Source organism: Microbispora sp. NPDC088329 (assembly GCF_040685655.1).
Taxonomy (GTDB): Bacteria; Actinomycetota; Actinomycetes; order Streptosporangiales; family Streptosporangiaceae; genus Microbispora.
Genome location: NZ_JBFBIP010000002.1, coordinates 575,829 through 600,146 on the forward strand (window position 1 = coordinate 575,829; position 24,318 = coordinate 600,146).

The 24,318-nt window shown below is 72.5% G+C and carries 21 protein-coding genes; 10 read left to right on the top strand and 11 right to left on the bottom strand.

Annotated elements, in window-relative coordinates; all coding sequences use genetic code 11:
• The first annotated feature begins 79 nt into the window (after positions 1-79).
• The gene (locus AB0O28_RS07110; RefSeq protein WP_363637188.1) at positions 80-631 is read left to right on the top strand and encodes a hypothetical protein; all 552 of its coding nucleotides are present in this window, start codon (positions 80-82) and stop codon (positions 629-631) included.
• A gap of 31 nt (positions 632-662) precedes the next feature.
• On the opposite strand, the gene AB0O28_RS07115 is transcribed toward AB0O28_RS07110, so the two are convergent.
• Together AB0O28_RS07115 and AB0O28_RS07120 are read right to left on the bottom strand one after the other, a co-directional pair.
• Entirely contained in the window at positions 663-1,157 is a 495-nt protein-coding gene (locus tag AB0O28_RS07115; RefSeq protein ID WP_363637190.1) for a hemerythrin domain-containing protein, read from the bottom strand.
• A gap of 98 nt (positions 1,158-1,255) precedes the next feature.
• The gene (locus AB0O28_RS07120; protein WP_363637192.1) at positions 1,256-1,777 is read right to left on the bottom strand and encodes a GNAT family N-acetyltransferase; all 522 of its coding nucleotides are present in this window, start codon (positions 1,775-1,777) and stop codon (positions 1,256-1,258) included.
• Between the two features lie 285 nt (positions 1,778-2,062).
• On the opposite strand from AB0O28_RS07120, the gene AB0O28_RS07125 reads away from it, so the two are divergent.
• Entirely contained in the window at positions 2,063-2,602 is a 540-nt protein-coding gene (locus AB0O28_RS07125; protein WP_363637194.1) for a hypothetical protein, read from the top strand.
• A 93-nt stretch (positions 2,603-2,695) separates the two neighbouring features.
• Here AB0O28_RS07125 and AB0O28_RS07130 read toward each other — a convergent pair whose 3' ends face one another.
• On the bottom strand, positions 2,696-2,863 hold the full coding sequence (locus AB0O28_RS07130; RefSeq protein WP_363637264.1) for a multicopper oxidase domain-containing protein: 168 nt from the start codon (positions 2,861-2,863) through the stop codon (positions 2,696-2,698).
• Positions 2,864-3,503: 640 nt separating this feature from the next.
• Between AB0O28_RS07130 and AB0O28_RS07135 the strand changes: the two genes are divergently transcribed.
• Both AB0O28_RS07135 and AB0O28_RS07140 read left to right on the top strand, forming a co-directional pair.
• Complete coding sequence (locus AB0O28_RS07135) at positions 3,504-3,953, top strand: LysR substrate-binding domain-containing protein (protein ID WP_363637196.1); 450 nt, start codon at positions 3,504-3,506, stop codon at positions 3,951-3,953.
• Between the two features lie 48 nt (positions 3,954-4,001).
• Positions 4,002-4,535, top strand: a complete 534-nt coding sequence (locus tag AB0O28_RS07140) for a nuclear transport factor 2 family protein (RefSeq protein WP_363637198.1) — start codon at positions 4,002-4,004, stop codon at positions 4,533-4,535.
• 45 nt (positions 4,536-4,580) lie between these two features.
• On the opposite strand, the gene AB0O28_RS07145 is transcribed toward AB0O28_RS07140, so the two are convergent.
• The 3 genes from AB0O28_RS07145 to AB0O28_RS07155 all read right to left on the bottom strand — a co-directional run bounded on the left by AB0O28_RS07145 (position 4,581) and on the right by AB0O28_RS07155 (position 7,562).
• Positions 4,581-4,943: a nuclear transport factor 2 family protein gene (locus AB0O28_RS07145; protein WP_363637200.1), complete on the bottom strand. Its 363-nt coding sequence runs from the start codon at positions 4,941-4,943 to the stop codon at positions 4,581-4,583.
• Complete coding sequence (locus AB0O28_RS07150; RefSeq protein ID WP_363637202.1) at positions 4,940-6,178, bottom strand: MFS transporter; 1,239 nt, start codon at positions 6,176-6,178, stop codon at positions 4,940-4,942. Before AB0O28_RS07150 ends, AB0O28_RS07145 begins: the two co-directional genes overlap by 4 nt.
• A gap of 79 nt (positions 6,179-6,257) precedes the next feature.
• A complete protein-coding gene (locus tag AB0O28_RS07155) occupies positions 6,258-7,562 on the bottom strand; it encodes a hypothetical protein (RefSeq protein WP_363637204.1) in 1,305 nt (434 codons plus the stop codon).
• A gap of 161 nt (positions 7,563-7,723) precedes the next feature.
• Here AB0O28_RS07155 and AB0O28_RS07160 point away from each other — a divergent pair, with 161 nt between their 5' ends.
• Positions 7,724-8,530, top strand: a complete 807-nt coding sequence (locus AB0O28_RS07160) for an SAM-dependent methyltransferase (protein ID WP_363637206.1) — start codon at positions 7,724-7,726, stop codon at positions 8,528-8,530.
• Positions 8,531-8,572: 42 nt separating this feature from the next.
• Here AB0O28_RS07160 and AB0O28_RS07165 read toward each other — a convergent pair whose 3' ends face one another.
• Together AB0O28_RS07165 and AB0O28_RS07170 are read right to left on the bottom strand one after the other, a co-directional pair.
• Positions 8,573-11,569: a bifunctional [glutamine synthetase] adenylyltransferase/[glutamine synthetase]-adenylyl-L-tyrosine phosphorylase gene (locus tag AB0O28_RS07165; RefSeq protein WP_363637208.1), complete on the bottom strand. Its 2,997-nt coding sequence runs from the start codon at positions 11,567-11,569 to the stop codon at positions 8,573-8,575.
• Between the two features lie 300 nt (positions 11,570-11,869).
• Positions 11,870-12,571 carry a type 1 glutamine amidotransferase gene (locus tag AB0O28_RS07170; RefSeq protein ID WP_363637210.1) on the bottom strand — a complete coding sequence of 234 codons (702 nt, stop codon included), beginning with the start codon at positions 12,569-12,571 and terminating at the stop codon, positions 11,870-11,872.
• 69 nt (positions 12,572-12,640) lie between these two features.
• Between AB0O28_RS07170 and AB0O28_RS07175 the strand changes: the two genes are divergently transcribed.
• Complete coding sequence (locus AB0O28_RS07175; RefSeq protein WP_363637212.1) at positions 12,641-13,498, top strand: alpha/beta fold hydrolase; 858 nt, start codon at positions 12,641-12,643, stop codon at positions 13,496-13,498.
• A gap of 81 nt (positions 13,499-13,579) precedes the next feature.
• On the opposite strand, the gene AB0O28_RS07180 is transcribed toward AB0O28_RS07175, so the two are convergent.
• Together AB0O28_RS07180 and glnA are read right to left on the bottom strand one after the other, a co-directional pair.
• Entirely contained in the window at positions 13,580-14,350 is a 771-nt protein-coding gene (locus tag AB0O28_RS07180; protein ID WP_363637214.1) for a hypothetical protein, read from the bottom strand.
• 160 nt (positions 14,351-14,510) lie between these two features.
• Entirely contained in the window at positions 14,511-15,872 is a 1,362-nt protein-coding gene (gene glnA, locus AB0O28_RS07185; protein ID WP_363637216.1) for a type I glutamate--ammonia ligase, read from the bottom strand.
• 246 nt (positions 15,873-16,118) lie between these two features.
• On the opposite strand from glnA, the gene AB0O28_RS07190 reads away from it, so the two are divergent.
• Positions 16,119-18,392, top strand: a complete 2,274-nt coding sequence (locus tag AB0O28_RS07190) for a sensor histidine kinase (protein WP_363637218.1) — start codon at positions 16,119-16,121, stop codon at positions 18,390-18,392.
• Here the strand turns inward: AB0O28_RS07190 and AB0O28_RS07195 are convergent.
• The gene (locus AB0O28_RS07195) at positions 18,347-19,309 is read right to left on the bottom strand and encodes a DUF5937 family protein (RefSeq protein ID WP_363637220.1); all 963 of its coding nucleotides are present in this window, start codon (positions 19,307-19,309) and stop codon (positions 18,347-18,349) included. The genes AB0O28_RS07190 and AB0O28_RS07195 overlap by 46 nt on opposite strands.
• A gap of 73 nt (positions 19,310-19,382) precedes the next feature.
• Here AB0O28_RS07195 and AB0O28_RS07200 point away from each other — a divergent pair, with 73 nt between their 5' ends.
• The 3 genes from AB0O28_RS07200 (at position 19,383) to AB0O28_RS07210 (ending at position 24,307) form a co-directional block, all read left to right on the top strand.
• Complete coding sequence (locus tag AB0O28_RS07200; RefSeq protein WP_363637222.1) at positions 19,383-20,588, top strand: MFS transporter; 1,206 nt, start codon at positions 19,383-19,385, stop codon at positions 20,586-20,588.
• A gap of 71 nt (positions 20,589-20,659) precedes the next feature.
• Positions 20,660-22,684 carry a sensor histidine kinase gene (locus AB0O28_RS07205; RefSeq protein WP_363637224.1) on the top strand — a complete coding sequence of 675 codons (2,025 nt, stop codon included), beginning with the start codon at positions 20,660-20,662 and terminating at the stop codon, positions 22,682-22,684.
• Between the two features lie 81 nt (positions 22,685-22,765).
• Entirely contained in the window at positions 22,766-24,307 is a 1,542-nt protein-coding gene (locus AB0O28_RS07210) for a BTAD domain-containing putative transcriptional regulator (protein WP_363637226.1), read from the top strand.
• Positions 24,308-24,318: the final 11 nt, after the last annotated feature.

Consider the following 24,318-nt stretch of genomic DNA (forward strand, 5'->3'; position numbering starts at 1 on the left):
GGCCGAAGCCCGGCCGCTAGCGGCCGCGAATCTCTGGGATTCCAGGTCGCTGCGGAGGCTGGTCGGCCAGGATTCGAGAATGGCCGGCAACGGGACGCACAGGGGTTGGTGGTGGGGGTTGGCGCTCACCACGCCGATGGCCGCGGCTTATGCCCTGACCGTTGTCGCCATGGCCCGCCCCGGCGGCAGCTTCGTGCTGTTTCTGGTGATCGTGCCTGCGTGGTTCCTGTCCGGGCTGATGTGGCTGGTGCTCCTCTTCTACCGTGACTACAGACGCAGTCGCTGGGCCCTCGTGCCGCCCCTCGCCGGAGTCCTCACCCTCGCGCTGGTGGGCTTCGGCATCCCCATGAAGCTGGCCTTTCTGGTCTCCGAACCGGCCCTCGCCCGCTACGCGCGGTCGCTGCCGGAAGACGAGCGCTGGGCGAGCGTGCAGGAACGCGTCGGACTGTTCTCCATCAACGGCGTCCGGCGATGGAACGGCGTCACGCACCTTCGTGTGGCCGACGCGGGCGGCATGCTGGAGGAGTGCGGTTTCGCCTACCTGCCGGGCGGTGACGCGCGCGTTCTCGACGTCTCCAGCGCCGAGCGGCTGTCGGGCGGCTGGTACGCGGTCTGCCTCGACTTCGACTGACACCGGGCGCCGGATGCTCCCAGGATCCCGTTCAGGATTCGCTCTCGTCCGTACGCAGGAACTCGGGGCGGGAGCGGTGCCAGTCCGGGGCGTCCAGCGCGTTGAGCGCCGAGACGATCCGCTTCTCCTCGTAGACGAAGTGCGTCTCCATGAGCGCGGCCACACTGTCCAGCTCACGGCGCACCTCGGCGGGGTCCGCCGCCTGGTCCAGGGCGCCGACAAGGGCCTGGAGCCGCCGGAGGGAGTCCTCCACCAGGCGGTGGTCGCGGCGCAGTTCCTCCAGCACGGGGCGCAACTCGGGGAACCGCCGGGCGAGCTCGGGGAACGCGCCGTCGTCCTCACCGGTGTGGTGACGGTTCAGCGCGGAGCAGAAGGCCAGGCAGTGGGCCCGAAGTTCGCGGGGCCGGGTGCCGGCCAGATGGGCGTCGATGCTCTCGCGCAGCTCCGCGAGCTCCTCGCGGAGCCAGATGTGTACGTCGATCAGTTGGTTGCCGAACGCCACCAGGCGTCCATGCGATGTCGTCAAGGTCATCCCTTGTACCGGCGCCTCCATGCCCTCGGCGGCCTGTTTGCCGGGTGCACCGCGACGCTGGTGAAGGATCTATCACCCCGCCGGTCGACGGGTCAACGGTGCGGCTCCCGGCGGTAGCGGACCTCGGTCAGCGGGAAGCCGTCCGACTCGTCCCGCTGTACGGCGCCGTCGGGGCGCCAGCCGCCGCGCTCGTAAAACCGCCGCGCGCGGCTGTTCCCGTCGACGACCCAGAGAATGGCCTGCTCATACCCGGCGGCGGCGAGGCTGTGCAGCGCGGCGGCCATGAGACGCCCGCCGATCCCGGCGCCCCACACCTCGGGCATCAGGTAGATCGCCGAGACCTCCCCCACCGAGGCGGGGTCGACGTCCTCGTCCCGTCCGGGGCCGAGCGAGGCGAACCCGGCGACGGCGCCGTCCGTCTCCGCCACGAGCACCTCCGTACGCCGCGGTGAGGACTCCCCCAGCAGCCGTTCCCAGACAGGCAGGCGCATGGCCGGGGTGAGCCGGTCGAGATATGCCTGGGGCATGAGCCCCGGATAGGCGGCCTGCCACGACCGCACATGGACGGCGGCGATCGCCTCCGCGTCCGCCGGTTCGGCGCGTCTGATAACCATGCGCACTCCATATCCGCCTGCGCTGCCGCGCCCCCGTTATACACCTCACTACCACCCGCGAACCGGATCGATATTCACAAAAAGGCTTCCGGTGGACTTTTGTGTGGCCTAACCTCGTCGCCCGTGAAACTCGCCGAGATCGCGCTCGCCGGTTCGGTGGCATTGGGGCTCGTCCCGGCCGTCTCCGGCACGGCCGCCGCCCATCCGATCAAGAGCAGGACCCTCACGGACGACCGCCTGTAGGGCGCGGGACCGTTGCCGGCCACCGGCTGCCGGGAAAGGCCGGTGAAGAAGGCGGACGCGAGGTCCGCCAAGGTCTATCTGAACGAGGTACTGAACTGTCTCAACCGCGCCTGGACCGCTGAACTGAAGCAGACGGGCCTGAAGCAGTCCCGGGTGAAGCTCACGTACGCCACCAGGCCGCCGGCGAAGTTCTGCGGCTCGAAGTGGCGCGATTTGGACGCCTACTACTGCGACGCGTCGCGCACCATCCTGATCGTGCTTTCCAAGGACCTCCTGGAGGAGCCGGGGGATCTCCACCTGTTCAACCTGCCGGCGTCCAAGTACGGGGAGCACGTGCAGAACGTCACCGGCATCTACCGGGCCTGGTTCAACGTCGACTACCGGAGCAAGGCCGAACTCCACGAGCAGACCCGGCGAGACAGCCTGCAGAGCTACTGCTTCGCCGGAGCCTCCCTGCGAAGCTTCTGGAAGTCCTTCCGGCGTGACCGCGAGGACTGGGACGACCTGCTCTACTATCTGCGCGGCTGGGCGAGCAAGTACGACGGGAACAGGCAGTCGCTCACCTACTGGATCAACGAGTGATTCACGTCCGGCGACCCGGGGGCCTGCAACACGTGGACCGCCCCGTCCTCGAAGGTGGCGTGACGCCGCCGTCGGCTGACGGGCCCGGGCGGCCTAGACGATCTCGAGGTTGGCCATCATGCCCATGTCCTCGTGTTCGGCGTTGTGGCAGTGGAAGAGGTAGCGGCCGCGATAGCCGTCGAACCGGGTGATGGTCGAACGGCAGGCCGCCGATGAGCCAGCCGTGGCCCGCGTGCATCCGCCCGGCGCGGAAGGCGAAATCGCGCACCCTGACGGCGTCCGAGCGCCGCCATGCCGGCAGGTCGGTGGACAGGGCGCGGGGGACGCGGCTGTCGTCGGCGGCCCTGCGCGCGACCCGGAAGGCCATCACGTCGCGGGTGCGGCCGGAGCCGAGCCGGTTGACCACCCTGACGAGGCCGCCGATCGGGACGCCGGAGAAGTCGACGACGATGTCGTAGCGTTCCGCGGGCGCGATCGGCAGCAGCGTGTGGACGACCGGGACGGCGAGGAGTCCCTGGTCGGCGCCGATCTGGACGAGGTCGAGGCGGCGCCCGTCGTCGGTGACCGCTTCGAGTTCGTAGTGGCGGGCGTTGGACGCGTTGAGGATGCGCAGCCGATGGCGGGCCGCGTCGGCCTCGTGCACGGGCCACGGCGCGCCGTTGACCAGGATGACGTCGCCGAGGACCCCGGCCAGGTAAGGCTCGCGGACACCGGGCCGTACACGCAGGGTGGGATCGAGGGCGGGATAGGAGAGGCCGCCGCCGGCGGCGAACGCCCGGTCGGCGATCATGAGGGGCAGCTCGCGCGGCCCGGCGGGCAGGCCGAGGGCGTCCTCGGCGTCGTCGCGCACGATGTGCAGCCCGGCCAGGCCCCGCCAGATCGCGGGGGCGGTGCAGAAGGCATGGAGTCGACGCGGCTGTTCGACGAGGCCGTGGGTGTGGCCATGCCGCTCGATCACCCGCTCGCGGGCCGCACGTCCGTGAGCATCGACGAACTCGCCGGGCAGCCATTCGTCACCGCCCGCAAGGGGCACTGGCTGCGCCGGCTGCTCGACCGGCTCTTCGCCGCACGAGGTCTCACCCCCAAGATCGTCTGCGAGAGCGACGAGCACATCGCCATCGCGGAGCTGATCGGCGCGGGCCTCGGCATCGGCCTGGTCCCCGGCTTCGCGCGCCGCGGCGACCCGTCTGCTCCCGTCGTCTGGGTCGCCGTCGACAGCCCCGACTGCCGTCGCACGGTCACCCTGTACTGGGGCGCCGACAGCCACCTGTCGACCGCCGCCCGGCTGATGCGCACCACGATCACCGGCTGGGACTGGATCACCGGCGAACCCCGCGAGACACACCGCTGATCAGTTGCCGGGCATCCCCGCCTGCGGGGATGCAGGCGTCGCGGCCCCATGAGTAAAGAAGGGCCATCCGCGGGACCTGACATTTCCGGGTGCTGTCCGGTCGAATCAGCGAGAGACACCGAATCGAAGGGACGGGCAGCGATGCCTACGCAACGCGAGGAAGACGAAGCCATCATCAGGCGGCAGATCGGCAGGATCGTCGAAGGGATCCGGGCCAAGGATCTCGAAGGCATGAAGCGGCTCTACGCCACGGACGTCGTGTCCTTCGACGTCGAGCCTCCGCTGCAGCATGTGGGGATCGACGCGAAACTGAAGAACTGGGAGAACGCGTTCGCGTTCTTCCAGGATGTGGATTACGAGGTTCGCGACCTGACCCTCACCGTGGGCGATGACGTCGCGTTCGGTCACTGCTTCGGCCGGCTCAGCGGCACGCTGAGGAACGGGACGGCGACGAGCGGCATGTGGGTCCGGGGCACTTTCTGCTTCCGGAAGACCGACGGCGATTGGCTGATCGCGCACGACCAGGTTTCGGTGCCGCTCGACATGTCGAGCGGCAGAGGAGTCACCGACCTCGAGCCCTGACGGGTCGCGGAAGGACGCCGCGGGCGGTGCCACCCACTTCGCCGATCACCCGCCGGTGCCGTGGTAGGTCCACATCTCGGCGAGCAGGCCGTCCTCGACGCGGATGAGCCAGACCAGCGGGGTTCCGTCCGCGTCCTGGCCACGGCCGGCGTTCCCGACGACGGCCACCAGGTCGCCCTCGCCGAGGACGGCGTCGATCCGGAACCGGAGGTCCGGGCGGGCGCCGCGGATCCGCTCGACCGCCTCCCGAACGCCCTGCGGCCCGGCCACCTCCGGATGCGCGTGATCCACCCAGTCCGGGCTCAGGATCTCCTCGGCCGCCGAGGCGTCGCCGGTGTTCCACATCTCGAAATAGCGCGTCGCGAGCCGCCGGGAAGAGCGCGACCGGTCGTCGTTCACGGTGTTCATCTCACATCCAAGGTCCGTACGGGTGACAGGAACAGCAGGAGCGGCCACAGCAGGGTCGCGCCGCCCAGGATGAGCAGGGCCGGGCGCGGGCCGATCCAGGTGCCCAGAGCGCCGGCCAGGAGCGGCCCGAGCGGCAGCAGTCCCGCCTGCAGGAAGTGGGTGGAGCCGTTCATCCGGCCGAGCATGCCGGGCGGGCACAGCAGCTGGCGCGCCGTCTGGGCCGCGGTCGTCTGGACCATCCCGGCGGCCGTCAGGAAGGTGAAGACCAGCCCGACGGTCCACTGGCCGGCCAGGCCGGGCGGCACGAGGGGGGTGACCAGCTCGAAGGGGGCCGACAGCAGGGCGCCGAGGACGATCACGCGGCCCATGCCGAGCCGGGCCGTCACCCGCCCGGCCACCATGCTCCCGGCGACCCCGCCGACGAGGCTCAGGCCGTAGACGAGCCCGGCCGCCCGGGCGCTCCAGTCCAGCTCCCGCACGACGTACAGCAGCCACACGGAGCTGATCCCGCGCAGCAGCACGGCGCTGACCGCCCCGGAGAGGGCGAGCACGCGCAGCACCGGCTGGGCGAGCACGAACCGCAGCCCTTCGGCGATCTCGCCGAGGAAGCGCCCGCGGTGCGGGGTGCGCTCGGGCTTCGGCTCCCGCAGGCGCATCGACGCCAGGGCCGCGGCGCTCACGGCGTACGAGAGGGCGTCCGCGGCGACCGCGCGGGCGGCGCCGACCAGCCCCACCAGGACGCCTCCGACGCTCGGCCCGGCCATCTCGGCCAGGCCGCGCGCGGTGTTCATCGTGGCGTTGGCGTCGGTGAGCCGGTCCCCGCCGAGCAGCACCGGCGTCAGGCTGCCCGCCGCGGTGGCGAAGACCACGCCCAGCGCGCCGACGACCAGGGTGACCCCGTAGAGCTGGGCCATCGTGACCCGGCCCGCCACGGCGGCGACCGGCACCGACGCCATGACCAGCGCGCGTCCGGCGTCGCAGGCGATCATGAGCCGACGCCTGCGGTGGCGGTCGGCCAGCACGCCGGCCGGCAGCGAGACGAGCAGCGCCGGCAACGTGCTCATGGCCCCCAGCAGCGCCACCTCGAACGTGGTGGCGTGCAGCACGGCGACCGCGACCATCGGCAGGGCGATCCAGCTGATCTGCGAGCCGAACAGGCTCACCGTGTGGCCGCTCCACAGCAGCATGAAGTCCCGGTGCCGCCACAGCGACCCGGCCGGCCCTCGCCCTCGCACCCGGCTGACCGTACGCACGCGGATCCGGCCGCCGCAACCGGATATCGCCGTCGCGGCCCCCGATGTCCGGGCGGGCGTGTCAGGAGGGGGTGGAGCCGGAGGCCCGGGTGCGCAGGCCGCTCAGGCGGCGCAGGATGTCCCACCAGAACGGCGCGCCGAACAACAGAGCGACCAGGGTGATGAGGAATCCCGGCCAGTGGCCGGGCGCTGTGACACGCCGCCACCAGTCCCCTCCGTGCCAGGCCCACGCCGGCCCGCCGGACCCGTCCATCGTGACGCTCACCGGAGCGTGCGTGAAGATCTTCACGAACGCCGGGGTGCTCAGCACGTCGGTGACGCACGCGTACGTGTCCCGACCCGGCTCGCACTGCTCACGCAGCGGCTCCAGCGCCTCGGGGCCCGACTGGCCGAACGCGGACACCGCGCCGCGGTAGGCGTTGTCGCGCAACAGGGTCTTGCCGTACTCCAGGGAGTCCATGCTGAACACCAGCGTCACGACGAGCCCGAGCGCGACGATGACCCAGCGGACGTAGCGGCGGTAGAGCAGGCTGAGCCTTTCCATCTCGCCGTCGAACCAGTCCTCGACGCCGCGGCGGAACGCCTCCAGATCGTGGCTCGCCCTGTCCCACACGGCCTTGAGCGGGCGGGAGAAGGGGCTCTTGAGCGCGTCGAGGTCCCGCATGAGCACCTCCACACCGCCGTGCTCGGTGGCGATCTCCATGACGGCGACGGCGAAGCGCGCGGGCGGGATGTCGGCGATGCTCGTCCTTCCGCGCTTGGCGTGGTCGATCTCCTGCAGCCGTTCGTGCAGCAGTTCGGCCATCGACTTGCCCTCGCCCGGCGGCAGCACACCCTCGGCGCGGTCCGCCGTGACGACGGCGGTCTCCACCGGATCGGCCTGTGCCGCGGGGTGAGCGGGGTCCGCCGGCTGCCCGGCCGTCATCGGTCCGGCGGCCATCTGCTCGGCGGCCATCTGCTCGGCGGCCACGGACCCGGCCGCGGCGGCGAGCGGCGGGCTCTCCACCGGCGGCGGCTGACGGCTGAAGGCGGGCCGCGGATCCCGGCCGAACGGCAGCCGCGCGAACACGCCCATCACACTGGCCGGCAGGCGCGAGCGGCCCTCCTCCGCCGCCTGCGTCAGCGGCGTCCGCGCCTTGCGCCCGAGCCTCTTGAGCGCGTCCAGGACGCGGTCGAGCCGCGAGGTCCCGTCCGCCGTCTCCGCGCCGTCGAGGGTGTCACGCAGGTACGCCCACAGAAACTTGCTGCGGATTCCGAGCAGCCTGACGATGCCCTCGTTGATGCCGCTGACGAGAAGCGACAACAACAGGAAGGCCAGGATCAGCCCGATGGCCAGATCGGCGTAATACGAGATCAAAGAGATCACCCGTACCGTTGATACAGCGTCACCCTTCGCGAGGGCAACGCTTTCCGCGACCTCCGATATATCGATCGAAATTCCACGACTTCAATTCGATCAAGCGGCCTCGGCGCGCCGGGGCGAACGGATAAGATCAATTAAAACCGCCTCCCCTCTTGGAGTACGGCATGGCCGACGACGCGCCTGCGAAGCTCAACATCTCGGTGCCGCATCCCGCCCGGGTGTACGACTACTGGCTGGGCGGCAAGGACAACTTCGAGGCCGACCGCAAGGTCGCCGAAGCCGTGATCACCGCCTCCCCCGGCATCGTCGAGGGCGTCCGGGACAACCGCGCGTTCCTGGGCCGTGCCGTACGGTTCCTCGCGGAGCAGGGCATCACCCAGTTCCTGGACATCGGCACCGGCATCCCGACCCAGAACAACACCCACGAGGTCGCGCAGGCCGTGAACCCCGCGGCCAAGGTCGTCTACGTCGACAACGATCCCATCGTGATGGTCCACGCCCGCGCGCTGCTGCGGAGCACGGCGGAGGGCAGGACCGCCTACGTCGAGGCCGATCTCCGCGACCCGGACGCCGTACTCAAGCACCCGGACACGCTGGCGACGCTCGACTTCGAGCAGCCGATCGGCCTGGTGATCGTGGGCACGCTGATGTACATCAAGGACGAGGACGACCCGTTCGGCGTCGTCAAGCGCTACACCGACGCGCTCGTGCCCGGCAGCTACCTCGCCGTCTCCCACGTCACCGACGACTTCGCCCCCGAGAGCCTGAGGGCCTTCGCCGAGGCGTACAACGCCGGGTCCGTACCGCTCGTCCTGCGGACCGGCGCCGAGATCAGCCGGTTCTTCGAGGGCTTCGAGCTCGTGGAACCCGGCCTGGCCGCGCTCGGCGAGTGGCGTCCGGACCCCGACGACGCCCCTCTCCCGGCCGACCACGTGCACGGCGCGTACGGAGTCGTGGGCAGGAAGCTCTGACCCTCCGGGCCCGGGCCCGTGGTCGGCCCTCGGTAGAAGTGGTCAGTCCTCGTAGAAGACGCGCTCCACCACGGTCCTGGCCCGCCGGGTCGCGCGCCGGTAGTCCTCGACGAAGTCCTCGGTGCCCTCCGGCGGGTAGCCGAGCGCCCGCGCCAGCAGCACGCGCTCCTTGACGGGGGTCGGGATGCTGTCGGCCGCCCGCCCGCGCACCAGCATGATGGCGTCGCGGATGCGCGAGGCGAACAGCCACGCCTGCGCGAGCACCTCCTCGTCGGCCGGATCGAGCAGGCCCTCCCCCGCCGCCGCGCGCAGCGCGTCCAGGGTGCGCGTCGTGCGCAGCGCCGGTACGGCTCCCGCGTGCCGCAGCTGGATGAGCTGGGCCACCCACTCGACGTCGCTCAGCCCGCCCCTGCCGAGCTTGGTGTGCAGGGCGGGGTCGGCGCCGCGCGGCAGCCGCTCGGCCTCCATGCGCGCCTTGAGCTTGCGGATCTCCCGTACGGCGTCGGCGGAGATGCCCTCGGCCCGGTAGCGCAGCGGGTCGACGAGCGCGACGAACTCGCGGCCGAGTTCGGCGTCGCCGGCGCAGAACCTGGCCCGCAACAGCGCCTGGGCCTCCCAGTGCGAGGACCAGCGGTCGTAGTAGGCCCGGTAGGAGGCGATCGTGCGCACGAGCGGCCCCTGCCTGCCCTCCGGCCGCAGGCCCGCGTCGAGCTGCAGCGGCGGGTCGGGGGCGGGCAGCGCGAGCAGCCTGCGCGTCTCCTCTGCCACGGCGTGCGCGGCGTCGGTCGCGTCCCGCTCGGCCACCCCCGGCAGCGGCGCGTGCACGAACATCACGTCGGCGTCGCTGGCGTAGGAGCTCTCCAGGCCGCCCAGCCGGCCCATGGCGATCACGGCCATCCGGGTCGGGAACGGAGCCCGCCGCTCCAGCGTGACCTTGTTGATCGCCGTGTCCAGCGCCGCCTGGATCGTGACGTCGTTCAGCGACGAAAGCGCCTGGCCGACCGCCTCGATGTCGATCAGCCCGGACAGGTCGGCGCAGGCCGTACGCAGCAGTTCCCTGCGACGCAGCGCCCGGACGGCGGCGACGGCGTTTTCGGCGCTCTCCGCGTGGCGGCCCACCGCGGCGGCGGCCTCGGCGGCGAGCGTCGCGGGCGGCCGTACGGCCAGCTCGGCGGGCGAGCCCAGCATCGCGACGGCCTCGGGGGCGTGCAGCAGCAGCCCGGTGACGTACTTGCTGGTGCCGAGCAGGTGGGCGAGGCGCTCGGCGACGGCGGTCTCGTCGCGCAACAGGCGCAGATACCACGGCGTGGTGCCGAGCTTGTCGCTCACCTGGCGGAAGCCGAGCAGGCCGGCGTCGGGGTCGGGGGCGTCGGCGAACCAGCCGAGCATGACCGGCAGCAGCGTCCGCTGGATGGCCGCCCGGCGGGAGACGCCGCTGGTGAGCGCGGCGATGTGTCGCAGCGCGCCCTCGGGGTCGGCGTATCCGAGCGCCTGCAGCCGCGCGGTGGCGGCGGCCGTGGACAGGCGGGCCTCGGTTTCGGGCAGGCGGGCGACGGCCTGCAGCAGCGGCCGGTAGAACAGCTTCTCGTGGAGCCGCCGCGCCTCCAGCGCGTGCCGCTTCCAGACGGTGGTGAACGCCCCGACGGGGTCGGTCGTCATGCCCAGCCCCCGGCCGAGCCGCCGCAGGTCGGCGGTGTCCGACGGCACCACGTGGGTGCGGCGCAGCCGGTGCAGCTGGAGCATGTGCTCGACCTGGCGCAGGAAGGTGTAGGCCTCTGCGAGCGCCTTGGCGTCGTCGCGCCCGACGTAGCCGCCCCTGGAGAGGGCGGCAAGGGCCGAGAGCGTGGCCCGGCGGCGCAGCAGCGGGTCGGAGCGGCCGTGCACGAGCTGGAGGAGCTGGACGGCGAACTCGATGTCCCGCAGCCCGCCCGGCCCGAGCTTGATCTGCCGGTCGGCCTCGCCCGCGGCCACGTGCGCCTCCACCCGGCGGCGCATCGCCTGCACGTCCTCCACGAAGTTGGGCCGGGCGGCGGCCTGCCAGACCAGTTCGTTGACCGCCGCGACGTACTCCTGGCCGAGTTCCAGGTCGCCGGCTACCGGGCGCGCCTTGAGCAGCGCCTGGAACTCCCAGGTCTTCGCCCACCGCCGGTAATAGGTCAGGTGGCTCTCCAGACTGCGCACGAGCGGGCCCATCTTGCCCTCGGGGCGCAGGTTGGCGTCCACCTCCCACAGCGCACCCTCCGGGGTGCTCGCCGAACAGGCCCTCATCATGCTTTGCGCGAGGCGCGTGGCGGTCTGCAGCGCCTTGGTCTCGTCCGCGCCTTCCCTGGGCTCGGCCACGAACACGACGTCGACGTCGGAGATGTAGTTCAGCTCGCGGGCGCCGCATTTGCCCATGCCGATGACGGCCAGCCGTACGTCGCCCGCGTCGGCCACCTCGGCCCTGGCGATCGCGAGGGCGGCCTCCAGCGCGGCCGAGGCGAGATCGGCCAGCGCGGCGGCGACCTCGGCCAGGGTGCACTCGCCGGTCACGTCGCGCGTGGCCAGGTGCAGCAGACGGGTTCGATAGGCGACGCGCAGCGCCTCCAGTGCCGGGCCCGACGTGCCCGGCCCGGCGGTGACCCCTTCGGCCACGGGCTCGGCCGTGCCGGGGTCCGCCCCGACCGCGAGGAGCATCTCCTCGCGCAGCTCGGCGACGGTGGGCCACCGCGTCCACTGGATCGACGGCAGGCACTCCGGGTGCCGTACGACGTGCTCGCCGAGCGCCGCGCTGAGCCCGGAGACGCCGAGCAGCCTGCGGCGCAGGTCCGGGTCGGCGCGGAACGCCCCGAGCACGCTCGGGTCCCGCTCGACCACCCGGCTGAGCGTGGTGAGCGCCAGATCCGGGTCGGCGGCCCTCACGAGGTCGTCGAGCAGCGCGAAGTCGCCGACCGCCTCCGGGCCGAGCTCGTCGAGCAGCCGTTCGGCCCGCGCACCGTCGGCGAATCCGAGCGCCGCCAGGCGCCCTGCCGTCGTCTGTATCCGAGGCGCGGCGTTCACCGATCCTTCCTCCACTCCGACGTCGATCACGTCGGCCCCCCGAGACGAACCTTCCCAGTAACCGTACACATGGGACGGAAGCCTCCTCGCAGAGATCGGCTCATCCGGCGGGCCGATCCTCATGGACACCCGCACCACGGGCGCCCCCACCTTGGATGTCGCGGCTCGGCACGTGACCGGGCTCAGCGCACACGCTAATCCTGCGCGCCGCGCGCGTCCTTAGCGGTTTCTCTGCGTAATCGGCTCATCACGCGTTTTCCCCGCGCGCGCTCCCGTCATGTCGGTCGATGTCAGCCCACGTCAGCGCGGGGCGAGCTGGGCCGCGAACGCCTCGGCCAGCGGCTTCCAGGTGCGCTCGAGCTCGTCTCCGGCCGCCTCGACCTGCGCGTTCAGCTCCTCGGCCCGCTCGGGCGGCAGTTCACCGCCGCCGGTCCAGGAGGCGAAGATCGCCGCAGTGGCCTCGGGGTGGAACTGCACGGCCCAGGCCCGGTCGCCGAGCCGGTACGCCTGGTTGGCGTACCTCGCGCCGGTGGCCAGCCGTACGGCGCCCGCGGGCAGGGTGGTCATGGCGTCGTGGTGATACTGGACCGCCCGGACCGGGCCGGGCGGCAGCGCCGACAGCAGCGGGTCGGCGGCGGCCTCGGGCAGCGGCTCGATCTCCCCCAGGCCGATCTCCAGGCCCGCGTCGCCGCGCTCGACGGTGCCGCCGCAGGCCATCGTCATGAGCTGGGCGCCGAGGCAGATGCCGAGCGTCGGCACGCCCTCGTCCACGGCGCGGGCGATCAGGCCCCTGGTGGCCGGCAGCCAGCCGTACCCCTCGTCGTCCCAGGCCGCCGCGGAGCCGCCGAGGACCAGCAGCCCGAGGGCGGCACGCTCGGGCACCGGCTCCCCCTTGTACGGCCGGACGACGTCGACCTCGACTCCGGCGGCCTCCAGCCATCCGGCGAAAAAGCCCAGGCCGGCGTCGGCTTCGTGCTCGATGACGATCAGACGTTCACGCATATTGGAGAGCTTAAAGACACATATCGGGACAGGCGATATCCGAGAGGGCCGTATCGTACAGTCCGAACCATGAACATCGATGAGGTCGCCGTCCCCGGCGGACGGCTGCGGATCGCCCGGTTCGGTGACGGTCCCCGCCTGATCATCGCGGCGCACGGCATCACCGCCTCCCTCATGGCGTGGGGGGCGGTGGCCGAGGCGCTGCCCCCCGGCTGGTCGCTGATCGCCGTGGACCTGCGCGGGCGCGGCCACAGCGCCGATCTGCCCGGCCCGTACGGCCTGGACCGGCACGCCGAGGACCTGGAACGAGTGGCCGGGCACGTCGGCGCGGACGGCACGAGCGTGCTCACCGGGCACTCGATGGGCGCCTACGTCGCGGCCCTGCACGGCGCGCGGCGCCGCTACGCCCGGGTGGTGCTCGTGGACGGCGGACTGCCGCTGCCGCTGCCGCCCGGCGCCGACCCCGACGAGGTGCTGGAGGCGACGCTCGGCCCGGCCATCGTCAGGCTCTCCCAGACCTATCCGAGCGTGGACGCCTACCTCGACTTCTTCCGCGCCCATCCCGCGCTCGCCGACGACTGGTCGCCGCTCGTCGAGGAGTACGTCCGCTACGACGCCACCGGACCGGACGGCGCCGTCCGCTCACGCGCCCGAGAGGACGCCGTACGGCAGGACGGCCGCTGGCTGCTCACCGAGCACGAGGCGATCATGACGGCGCTCACGGCGATCGAGCCGGCGCCGCTCCTGCTCCGGGCGCCGCGAGGGCTGCTGAACCAGGACGTCGGGATGCTCCCGGACGACCTCACCGCGCGGTGGGCGGCGGACCTGCCCGGCCTGCGCGACGAGGTCGTGCCTGACTGCAACCATTACACGATCCTGTTCGACCCCCGCTGCGCCGCAGTCGTGGCCGCCCGCCTCACCGGGTGAGCGCTCCTGAGGCCGCAGGCCGCGCCGCCGGACACCGCGCCGCCGGACACCGCGTCCGCGCGACGCGGGCCGGCCTCCGCGTCACTGGCGAGGCAGGATCCAGGTCGCCTTGGCGGCGGCGACGAGCGTGCCGTCCACCTCGTAGACCGCGCTCGTGCCGAACAGCTTGCGTCCGTCACGACCCTCTGCCCGCGCCACTACCGAATAACGGCCCATCGGGTAGACCCGGCGGAACACCTGCCCGGTCAGCCGCCCCAGCAGCGGGGGCTGAATGGGCCGCCGATCCGGGAAGCTGCGGTAGTGCGCCCACCCCGTGGCGCAGTCCAGCGCCGCCCAGACGATCGAGTCGGGGACCACGCCCTGCTCGTCGGTCACGTTGAACGGCACCCGCCAGCCGGCGGCCACGAGCTCGGTGCCCTCCGCGGAGTTCTCCACGGGGTCCTTCACCGGGCCGGGGAAGATCCGCAGCCCGTCGCCCGGCTCACGCAGGCCGCAGGCGAAGCAGCCCGCGATGGCGTGGCCGTTCCTGCCGGGGAAGCCCGCCTCCGCGCGGGCCGCGTCGGTGAACCGCACGAACGGCGGAGGCGTCAGTGTCTCCGCGACGGGGATCGCCTCGACGAGATGGCCCTCGCCCTGGTTCAGGACGACGGCGTTGCCGACGTGTTCGACCAGCAGGGCGGTCTCCAGCGGGACCGGTTTGCGAAGGGTGACCTCCACCGGCGAGTCGTGACCGCCTCCGGTCAGCGTCCCTGCGAGGGTGCCCGAGATCCACCCGCCGTTGGCGGTGCCCTCGGGTCCCCGAAAACGCTTCGGTACGGTCAGAACGGTCTGCAGCCCCGCAGCCGCCGTCATATGGCCCACGCCCTCCCTGAGTCACGTCTTGGCACGGCTCGCCCGTAGAAGTCGTAACAAGTGAGCCGATAGTACTGTTCCGGTGTAGGGATCAGCCAAACAGACGAGAGTGTCAGGAAGATTTGCAACCTGTAACGCCGCGGTGACGGAGTGATCCCGATCAGAGCACGGGCAGGTAGCGGCCGAGCTCGTACTCGGTCACCTGGCGGCGGTAATCCTGCCACTCCGCGCGCTTGTTGCGCAGGAAGAAGTCGAAGACGTGCTCGCCCAGCGTCTCGGCGACCAGTTCGCTGTGCTCCATCGCCGCGATCGCCTCGTCCAGCGACTGGGGCAGCGGCTGGATGCCGAGCGCCCGCCGCTCGGCGCTGGTCAGCGCCCACACGTCGTCCTCGGCTCCCGGCGGCATCTCGTACCCCTCCTCGATGCCCTTGAGCCCCGCGGCCAGGATGACGGCGAAGGCGAGGTAGGGGTTGCAGGAGGAGTCGACCGACCGGAACTCGATGCGGGTCGAGCCGCCCTTGTGCGGCTTGTACATCGGCACGCGCACGAGCGCGGAACGGTTGTTGTGCCCCCAGCAGATGTACGCGGGGGCCTCCCCGCCGGCCCCGGCGATCGCCTCGGCGCCGCCCCACAGCCGCTTGTAGGAGTTGACCCACTGGTTGCACACGGCGGTGATCTCCGCGGCGTGCCGGAGCAGGCCGCCGATGAACGACCGGCCGATCTTGGACAGCTGGTAGTCGGCACCCGGCTCGTAGAAGGCGTTGCGGTCGCCCTCGAACAGCGACATGTGCGTGTGCATGCCGGACCCGGGGTAGTCGGTGAACGGCTTGGGCATGAACGAGGCCCACACGCCCTGCTCCAGCGCCACCTCCTTCATGACCAGCCGGAACGTCGTGATGTTGTCGGCCGTGGTCAGCGCGTCGGCGTAGCGCAGGTCGATCTCCTGCTGGCCCGGCGCGCCCTCGTGGTGGCTGTACTCCACCGAGATGCCCATCGACTCCAGCATCATGATCGCGTTGCGGCGGAAGTCGTGCCCCGCGCTGTGCGGCGTGTGGTCGAAGTAGCCGCCGTCGTCGATCGGCTGGGGCCTGTCGCCCTTCTCCGGCCGGTTGCGCAGCAGGAAGAACTCCACCTCGGGGTGGGTGTAGAACGTGAAGCCCATGTCGGCCGCCTTGGCCAGCGTCCGCTTGAGCACGAAGCGCGGGTCGGCGTGCGACGGGGAGCCGTCCGGCATCAGGATGTCGCAGAACATGCGGGCGGCGCCCGGCGACTCGCTGCGCCACGGCAGGATCTGGAACGTCGACGGGTCGGGCTTGGCCAGCATGTCCGACTCGTAGACCCGCGAGAAGCCCTCGATGGCCGAGCCGTCGAAGCCGATGCCCTCGGCGAAAGCGCCCTCCAGTTCGGCCGGCGCTATCGCCACCGACTTCAGGAAGCCGAGCACGTCGGTGAACCACAGCCGGATGAACCGGATGTCTCGCTCTTCGAGCGTGCGGAGGACGAATTCCTGCTGGCGGTCCAAGGCGTACCTCACGGAGTCACAGGTCTGGTCGGCTACCAGTCTGCCTCCTGAGTGTTTCACAAGGGTTACGAGGGGGTGTGAGCCGATGGTCCTGCGGATCACCACGGATGCGGGACGGCGACGGCGCCCGGACAGACGGGTGAAAACAGTGACGCAGATCACAGCGAACAAAACTCCCGGACGGGGCGTCGTTGCTGTTGATCCGGCGTTGATCGGGTGTCGACCCGCGCGCCCTACGGTCCCTGCATGCCCGTGCACAATCCGAAGGAGCCCCCGTCCGTGGCACCACCGCTGCTCGACACCGCGGAATCCCGGCCCGGCCCCTCGGATGAGCCGGCGCCCGCGGCTCCCGGCACCGTGACCGGCCCGCGGGACCACCCTTCCGGCGCGTCCGGCGCGCCCGGCCCGGCGCCGGGGGCGGACATCGAGGACGGCGTCGCGGATCCGGCGCGCCCGGCCGGGCGGCTCCGGCGGCTGCGGGGGCTCGACTGGCCGGGCCGGGTGCGCGTGCTCGGGCCGGCCGTCGCGGTGGCGATCGCGGGAGTGGCGGTCTGCCTGGAGCTGGCCGACATCTGGGTGACCGCCCAGTTGCCGGACGCCCCCTACACGCCGCTGCCGTTCGCGCCCGAGGACGTGGCGGGCACCACGTTCCCGATCTTCGGCGCGCTGCTGGTGATCTCGCGCCCCCGGCTGCTGCTCGGCTGGCTGCTGTGCCTGGGCGGCCTCGGCTCGGCCGCCAACATCCTCACCGCCAACACGGCGACGCTGCTCGTCCACAACGGCGGGCATCCGCTGGTCCACCCGCTCTGGGTGTTCGCCGACGGCGTGTGGAACCTCACGACGTACGCGCTCGGGGTGCTGCTGCCGCTGCTGTATCCCACCGGGCGCATTCTCTCGAAGCGGTGGTGCGTGCCCGGGGGCGTGACCGCCACGGCGCTCGCCCTCGACTGGCTGTGCTCGCTGATCGCCCCGTCGAGCGTGCGCACCGGGCACAACGCGCTGGAGGTGGCGGCCTTCACGCCGTACTACCAGGAAACCCGGCAGGTGCTGCACACGGTCGTCGCGGTGGGCATGGCGCTGGCGTTCTCCTCGCTCGTCGTCCGCTTCACCCGGGCCGACGGGATCGAGCGCCGCCAGATCCTGTGGCCGCTGGTGGCCTTCGCCGGTCTGGTCGTCCCCTGGGTGATCGGCTACCCGGTCTGGTGGCTGGCCTCACTCACCCTCCCCCTGGTGCCGGCCGCGATCGCGGTCGCCGTGCTGCGCTACCGGTTGTACGGCATCGACACGCTGATCAGCAGGACGCTCGTCGGTGCGGGCCTGGTCGGCGTCGTGGCCGCCGTCTACGTGCTCGCCGGGGCGGGCTCCAGCCTGATCCTGTCCGGCGTCGACCGGTTCGCCGGTCTGGGCGCGGCCCTGTTCGCCGGGGCGTTCTTCCATCCCATCCGCGCAGGCCTGCAGCGCCTCGTGGACCGCGCGCTGTACGGCACGGGCGGCGATCCGCTCGCGCTCGCCGCCGGGCTGCGGCGGCGGCTGCAGCACGCCGACCCCGCGCACGCCCTGATGGCCGCCCTGGAGGTGCTGCGCGAGGGCCTGTCGGTCACGGGCATCGCGGTGGAGATCGACGGGACCGTCACGACGAGCGGACGACCCGATCCCGTGGCGCGGGAGATGCCCCTGGTCTGGCACGGCGAGCCGGTCGGGCGCCTGCTCATCGGCCCGCCGGGCGGGCGCCGCTTCCCCGCCGCCCACGACGAGCGTGTGATCGCGGTGCTCGCGCCGTACGTCGCCGACGCCGCCCACACGGTGTCGCTCACCACCGCGCTGCAGCGCTCGCGCGAGCGCATCCTGACGGCCAGGGAGGAGGAGCGGCGGCGGCTGCGCCGTGACCTGCACGACGGGCTCGGGCAGACGCTGGCCTCGATGGCGATGGCGATCAACATGGCGCGCCACACCCTGGAGCGGTCCCCCGAGACGGCCGACGCCCTGCTGCGGGACCTGCGCGAGGGCATGAACAGCGTCACCTCCGACGTCCGCCAGCTCGTGTACGGCCTGCGTCCTCCCGCGCTCGACGATCTCGGGCTGGCGGAAGCCGTACGGGCCCTGGCCGAGGAGACGCGCCCCGGCCTGGCCGCCGGCGAGGAGTCGGTGGCCGAGGTCGAGGTGGCCGGGGACATGTCCGGGCTGCCCGCCGCCGTGGAGGTGGCGGCCTACCGGATCGTGCAGGAGGCGCTGACCAACGTGCGCAAGCACGCGCGGGCCCGGCGCGTGCGGGTGATCCTGCACAGGAACGGCGAGCTGCGGGTGACCGTGGCCGACGACGGCGTGGGGCTCCCGCCGGGCCGCAGATCGGGCGTGGGGATGAGCTCGATGGCCGAGCGGGCGGCCGAGCTGGGCGGCACCTGCTCCGTCACCTCCGGACCCGGTCGCGGTACGACCGTCACGGCCCGGCTGCCCGCCCCGCCCGGCCTCGCCGATCAGCAGACGGCGGCGAGCGACTCGCCGACGGGTGTCCGCCGGTAGAGCACCTCGCGGCCGAGCCGCCGCCGCGCCACCAGGCCCGCGCCGGACAGCACGGCGAGGTGCTGGCTGACCGCGCCCGGCGTGAGGCCGAGCCGCCGGGCGAGCCCGGTGGTCGAGCCGGGCTCGGCCAGCGCGGTGAGCACCTGAGCCCGGGTGCGGCCGATGAGCGCGGCCAGCGCCTCGGGGGTGCAGGGCGTGCCGTCCGACCACAGCGTCCCGACGCCCCGCGCCGGGTAGCACAGCATCGGCGGGTACGGCTCGTACATCACCCAGACGTCCGGCCAGGAAAAGGCGCTCGGCACGAGGACGAGGCCGTCCCCGCCGAGGTCGCCGTCATAGTCGCAGTTCTTGGCCGTGACGAGGCGGTCGCCGCGCCAGGCGACGCCCGGGTGCAGGTCGGCGAACAGCTCGCGCACTCCCCCGGCCGCCAGCGTGCGGGCGCGCCACATGACGTCGGCCTCCAGCAGCGCGCGGACCCCGGGCCAGAACTCCTCGAACGCGACCGTCCAGTACTCCCGCAACTGGCCGGCCACCCGCCGCACGCCCTCCGCCGGGTCGTCGGCGAACCGCCGCAGCGCCGCGGGATCGGGCGTCTGCACCCAGACCATCTGCTCGTACGCCGTGGCGGGCCGCGTGGCGCGCACCCGCTCCAGCTCGGCGGCGAAGTCCGGCAGCGGGGTGTCGGGCGGCGGGGTGAGGAAGTCGGGTACGTAGCCGTTCACCGGAACGAGCGCGAACAGATCCCTGAGATCCACCTCACGCAGGCGGGGCCGTACGGCCCGCAGCCACGGCAGGTGCAGCGAGTGGCGGCCGGGGGCGCGCAGCACCCGGAGGCTGGCGACCAGCTCCCACATCGGGGAGAACGCGAAGCGCAGCCGCGCCACGTCGTCGGGCGTGAACCGCCACTCCACCGCCACGACCACTCCCCCATCTTTTAGCCAAGCCTAAAAGATTGGCACGGCGAGTCCCGATTGTCCAAGGGTGGACGCCGTGACCACAGTGATCAGCAAACCGGGCTTCGTCCAGTCGAAGGTCGGCGGCCTGCCCCGTCCGTTCTGGGTGTTGTTCGGCGGATCGTTCGTCAACCGGCTCGGCACGATGGTGGAGCCGTTCATCGGCATCTACCTCACGCAGGCGCGCGGCGTCTCCCTGGCCACCGCCGGGCTGGTCATGACGATGTTCGGCGTGGGATCGCTGCTGTCGCAGCCGGTCGCCGGATGGCTGGCCGACCGCCTCGGGCGCCGGGTCACGCTCACCGGCGGCATGGTCGCCACGGCCGTCACCATGGTCGCGCTCGGCTACACGACCAGCGTGCCGGGACTCGTCGTGGGGATGCTCGTGCTGGGGGTCGTGGTGGACGCCTACCGCCCGGCGTCGCAGGCGATCGTCGCCGACCTGGTGCCGCCGGAGGACCGGCCCCGGGCGTTCGGGCTGCTGTTCTGGGCCATCAACCTCGGGTTCTCGGTCGCGATGGTGGCCGGCGGCTGGCTCGCCCGTTCGGGCTTCACAGTGCTGTTCTGGGTGGACGCCGTCACCTGCCTGATCTTCGGCCTCCTCGTGTGGCGGGCGATCCCCGAGACCCGCCCGGCCCGCGAGGACGCCGAGCCCGGCCGGTTCGCCGACGTGCTGCGCGACCGGCTCATGCTGGCCTTCGTGCTGACCAATCTGGCGTACGCGCTGGTCTACCTGCAGGGGTACACCACGCTGCCCCTCGCCATGACCGGGCAAGGGCTGTCCACGAGCGCGTACGGCATGGCGATGGCGGTCAACGGCCTGCTGATCGTGGTCGTGCAGCCGCTCACGAACTCGTGGCTGGCCAGGTTCGACCCGTCCAGGGTGCTCGCGGCCGGGTTCGCGCTCGTCGGGCTCGGGTTCGCGCTGACCTCTCTGGTGTCGTCGGCGGCCGGGCACGCGGCGACCGTGGCCGTCTGGACGCTCGGCGAGGTGCTCACGGCCGGGATCCCGGGGGCGATCGTCGCGGCGCTCGCGCCGCCCCACCTGCGCGGGCGTTACTCGGGCCTGTACGGCATGGCCTGGTCGGCCGGCACCCTGCTCGCGCCCCTGGTGGGCACCCGGCTGCTGGCCGCCGCCCCCGGGCTGGTGTGGCCCCTGTTCGGCGGCCTCGGCCTGCTCGCGGCGGCGGGCCAGCTCCTCATCGGCCGCGCCGTCCGCCGCCGCGCCGCCCGGACGGCGTAGGCCCGCGGAGACGTACGCGCTTGCCGTTTCCTGGTCAGAGCGGAACCGGACAGGACATAATCCATCACAGGATGGACGAGAACCCCCCAGCCTTTCCCGCGCGGGCGGTGGCCTGGGCGACGGCGGCCGTGGCACTGGTCCTGACCCTGCTGGGGGTGCTGGTCCAGGTCCGGATCCCCGCGCAATGGCAGCCGCGCCCCCCGTTGACGCCGGATTTCGGCGTCGCGCTCACGTTCCCGGTCACGGGAGCGTTCCTGGTCTCCCAGCGGCCCCGGCTCAGCCTGGCGTGGCTGATGTGCGGGGGCGGCCTGCTGGCCTCGGCCAACGTCGCCTTCACCGCGCTCTCCTTCTACTGGGCCTCTTCGGGCGAGATGGGGGCGGCCAACGCGGGCCGGGCGATCGCCGTCGTGTCCTGGGCCGTGGCGGGCCTGATGCTGGCGATCCTGCTGCCGCTCTGCTCGCCCACCGGCCGGCTCCCCTCCCGCCGCTGGCGCTGGGTGGTCGTGCTGGCCGTCGCCGCCAGCGTCGCCGAGGCCGCCCTGGGCGTGCTGAGGCCCGACCCCGACCCCGCCGCGTACGCCTGGCCCGAGGTCATCCACAACCCGCTGGAAGTCAGGGCCCTCGTCCCCGTCTACACGACCGCGATGACGGTTCTCGCTCACGCGATCCGGGTCTGCGTCGTCGCCGCGCTCGCCTCGCTCGTGCTGCGGCTGCGGCGTGCCGACCCGGTGACGCGGCGGCAGATCGCCTGGCCGCTCACCGCCTTCGCCGGATATGTCGTGTGGTTCCTGATGGGCGAGTCGATGTGGCTTCCCGCGACGCTGTGGACGGCGCTCATCCCGTTCACGATCCTCTTCGCGGTGCTGCGTTACCGGCTGTACGGCATCGACACGGTGATCAGCCGGACGTTCGTCACCGCCGGGCTGCTGGGCATGGTCGGCGCCGTCTACTTCGGGGTCGGAGGGGTCTCCAGCCTGGTCGTCTCCGGATATCACCAGGTGGCCGGGCTCGCGGCGGCGCTGTTCGCCGGCGGGTTCTTCCAGCCGCTGCGCCGCGCCCTGCAGCGCGTGGTCGACCGCGCGCTGTACGGCCGGGTGGGCGACCCCGCGCTGCTCGCCGAGCGGCTGACGCAGGAGGTGCGGCGGGCCGACCCCGCCGACGCGCTGGCCTCGGTGGTGACGGTCGTGCGCGAGGGCCTGGCCGTGGACGGCGTCGCCGTCGAGATCGCCGACGGCAGGCCGCGGTACGTCGAGAGCGGCCAGATCGGGCCGTCACCCCGCGAGGTGCCGCTGGTCTGGCACGGCGAGCCGGTGGGCCGGCTGCTCGTGGGCCCGCCGGGGGCCCGGCGGTTCGCCGCCGCCCACGACGAGCGGGTGCTCGCCACGCTCCTCCCCTACGTGGCCGACGTCGCCCACGCCGTGCGGATGGCCGCCGACCTCCAGCGCTCGCGCGAACGCATCCTCGCCGCCCGCGAGGAGGAGCGCAGGCGGCTGCGCCGCGACCTGCACGACGGGCTCGGCCAGACGCTCGGGGCGATGGCGATGACGATCAACATCGCGCGTCACAGCCTGGAGCGGTCCCCGGAGACGGCGGACAACCTGCTGCGCGACCTGCGGGTCGGCATGGACGCGGTGGCCGGCGACATCCGCGAGCTCGTGTACGGCCTGCGGCCCCCGGCCCTCGACGACCTGGGGCTGGCGGGTGCCGTACGAGCGCTGGCGGAGGAGACCCTGCCCGCGGGCGCGGACGGCGTCGAGGACGTCTCGGTGCGGGTGGACGGCGACCTGGCCGGGCTGCCCGCCGCCGTCGAGGTCGCGGTGTACCGCATCGTGCAGGAGGCGCTCAACAACGTGCGCCGCCACGCGCGGGCCACGCGCGCCGAGGTCCGCGTGACGCGTTCCCCCGCCGGGAACGGCGGCGGCGAACTGCGGGTGACGGTCGCCGACGACGGCATCGGCCCGCCCGCCCGGCTCCGTGCGGGGGTGGGCATGTCCTCGATGCGCGAGCGCGCGGCGGAGCTGGGCGGAAGCTGCGTGGTCACCGCCCCGGAGACCGGCGGCACGGTCGTCGAGGCCCGGTTCCCGCTCACCGCCTGAGCCCGCGCCGTCCGGCTCGTGACCCAACCGAGAGGCGGCAGGAACGCCCTGGGGAGTCACTGGCTCTACGCTTACCGTGCGATGGTGACTTTTCGTGCTCTTGGGCCGTTCGAGGCGATTGCCGATGGTGAGACGCTCGACCTGGGCGGCCAGCGGCAACAGGCCGTGCTCGCCCGGTTGCTCGTGGCCGGAGGGCGTGCCGTACCGGTGAGCGTGCTGATCGACGAGCTGTGGCCCGGCGAGCCGCCCGCCCAGGCGCTGTCCACCGTCCAGGGATACGTCTCCCGGCTGCGGCGGGCGCTCGAACCCGCCCGCGCGCCGCGCGAGGAGGCCAGCGTCCTGGTGTCCGCTCCCCCCGGCTACGCGCTGCGGGCGGACGTGGAGGACGTGGACTCCTGGCACTTCGAGCACCTGGTCAAGAGCGACCACGACGGCCCGGCCGCGACCCTGCAGCGGATGGAGACGGCCCTCTCCCTGTGGCGCGGGCCCGCCCTCGCCGAGTTCCAGGAGCTGGTCTGGGCGCACAGCGAGGCCACACGGCTGGACGAGTTGCGCCTGCTGGCCGTGGAGCGCCGCGCGGACGCCGCGCTGCGGCTGGGCCGCACCGGCCCGATGATCCCCGATCTGGAGGCACACGCCTCGGCGCACCCGCTGCGGGAGGAGGCCTGGCGCCTGCTCGCGTTCGCGCTCTACCGCGCCGGTCGGCAGGGTGACGCGCTCGGCGCGCTGCGGCGGGCCCGGGAGGCGCTGCGCGACGAACTCGGGCTCGACCTCGGCCCCACCCTGCAGCGTCTGGAGCAGGACATCCTCGTCCAGGCGAAGCATCTGGACGCTCCCGACCCGGCCGCGGCCGGATCGGTCTCCGCTCCCGCGCCGAACGCGCGGAACGCACCGGCTGCGCCGAGCGGGCCGAACGGGCCGTCCGCGTGGGGAGAGGCGTCCGCGCCGGAAGGGGCGGCGATCGCCGCGGCGGCCCTGCGCGTGCTCATCGCCGACGATCAGGCGCTGGTGCGCACCGGTCTCAAGGTGATCCTGGACAGCGAGCCGGGGCTCGACCTCGTCGGAGAGGCGGAGAACGGCGAGCAGGCGATCGCGCTCGTCCAGTCGGCACGGCCCGACGTGGTGCTCATGGACATCCAGATGCCGCGATTGGACGGCCTGGCGGCGGCCCGGAGGATCCTCACGGCCGAGGCGCCGCCGAAAGTGATCATGATGACCACCTTCGGCACCGACGAGAACCTCTACGCCGCGCTGCGGGCAGGCGTGAGCGGCTTCGTGCTGAAGACCTCCGCCCCCGAGCAGCTCATCGCGGCGATCCGGGCCGCGGTCGAAGGCGACGCGCTGATCGACCCGGCGGTCACCACGCACCTCATCGCGGCCTTCGCCGGGCGGCGCGACCCGGCGGCGCCGGAGGGCCTGTCCGACTCCGACATCGACCTGATCAAACTCGTCGCCCGAGGTTTCACCAACCGGCAGATCGCGATGACGCTCGCCGTGCCGGAGCGGGAGATCGCCGACGAGGTCACGGCCCTGCTGCACGACCTCGGCCTGGTCGACCGCGCCCAGCTCGTGGTCCTGGCGTACGAAAGAGGGCTGGTCAGCCCGGGATCGCCCGGCACCTGACCCTTATCGTC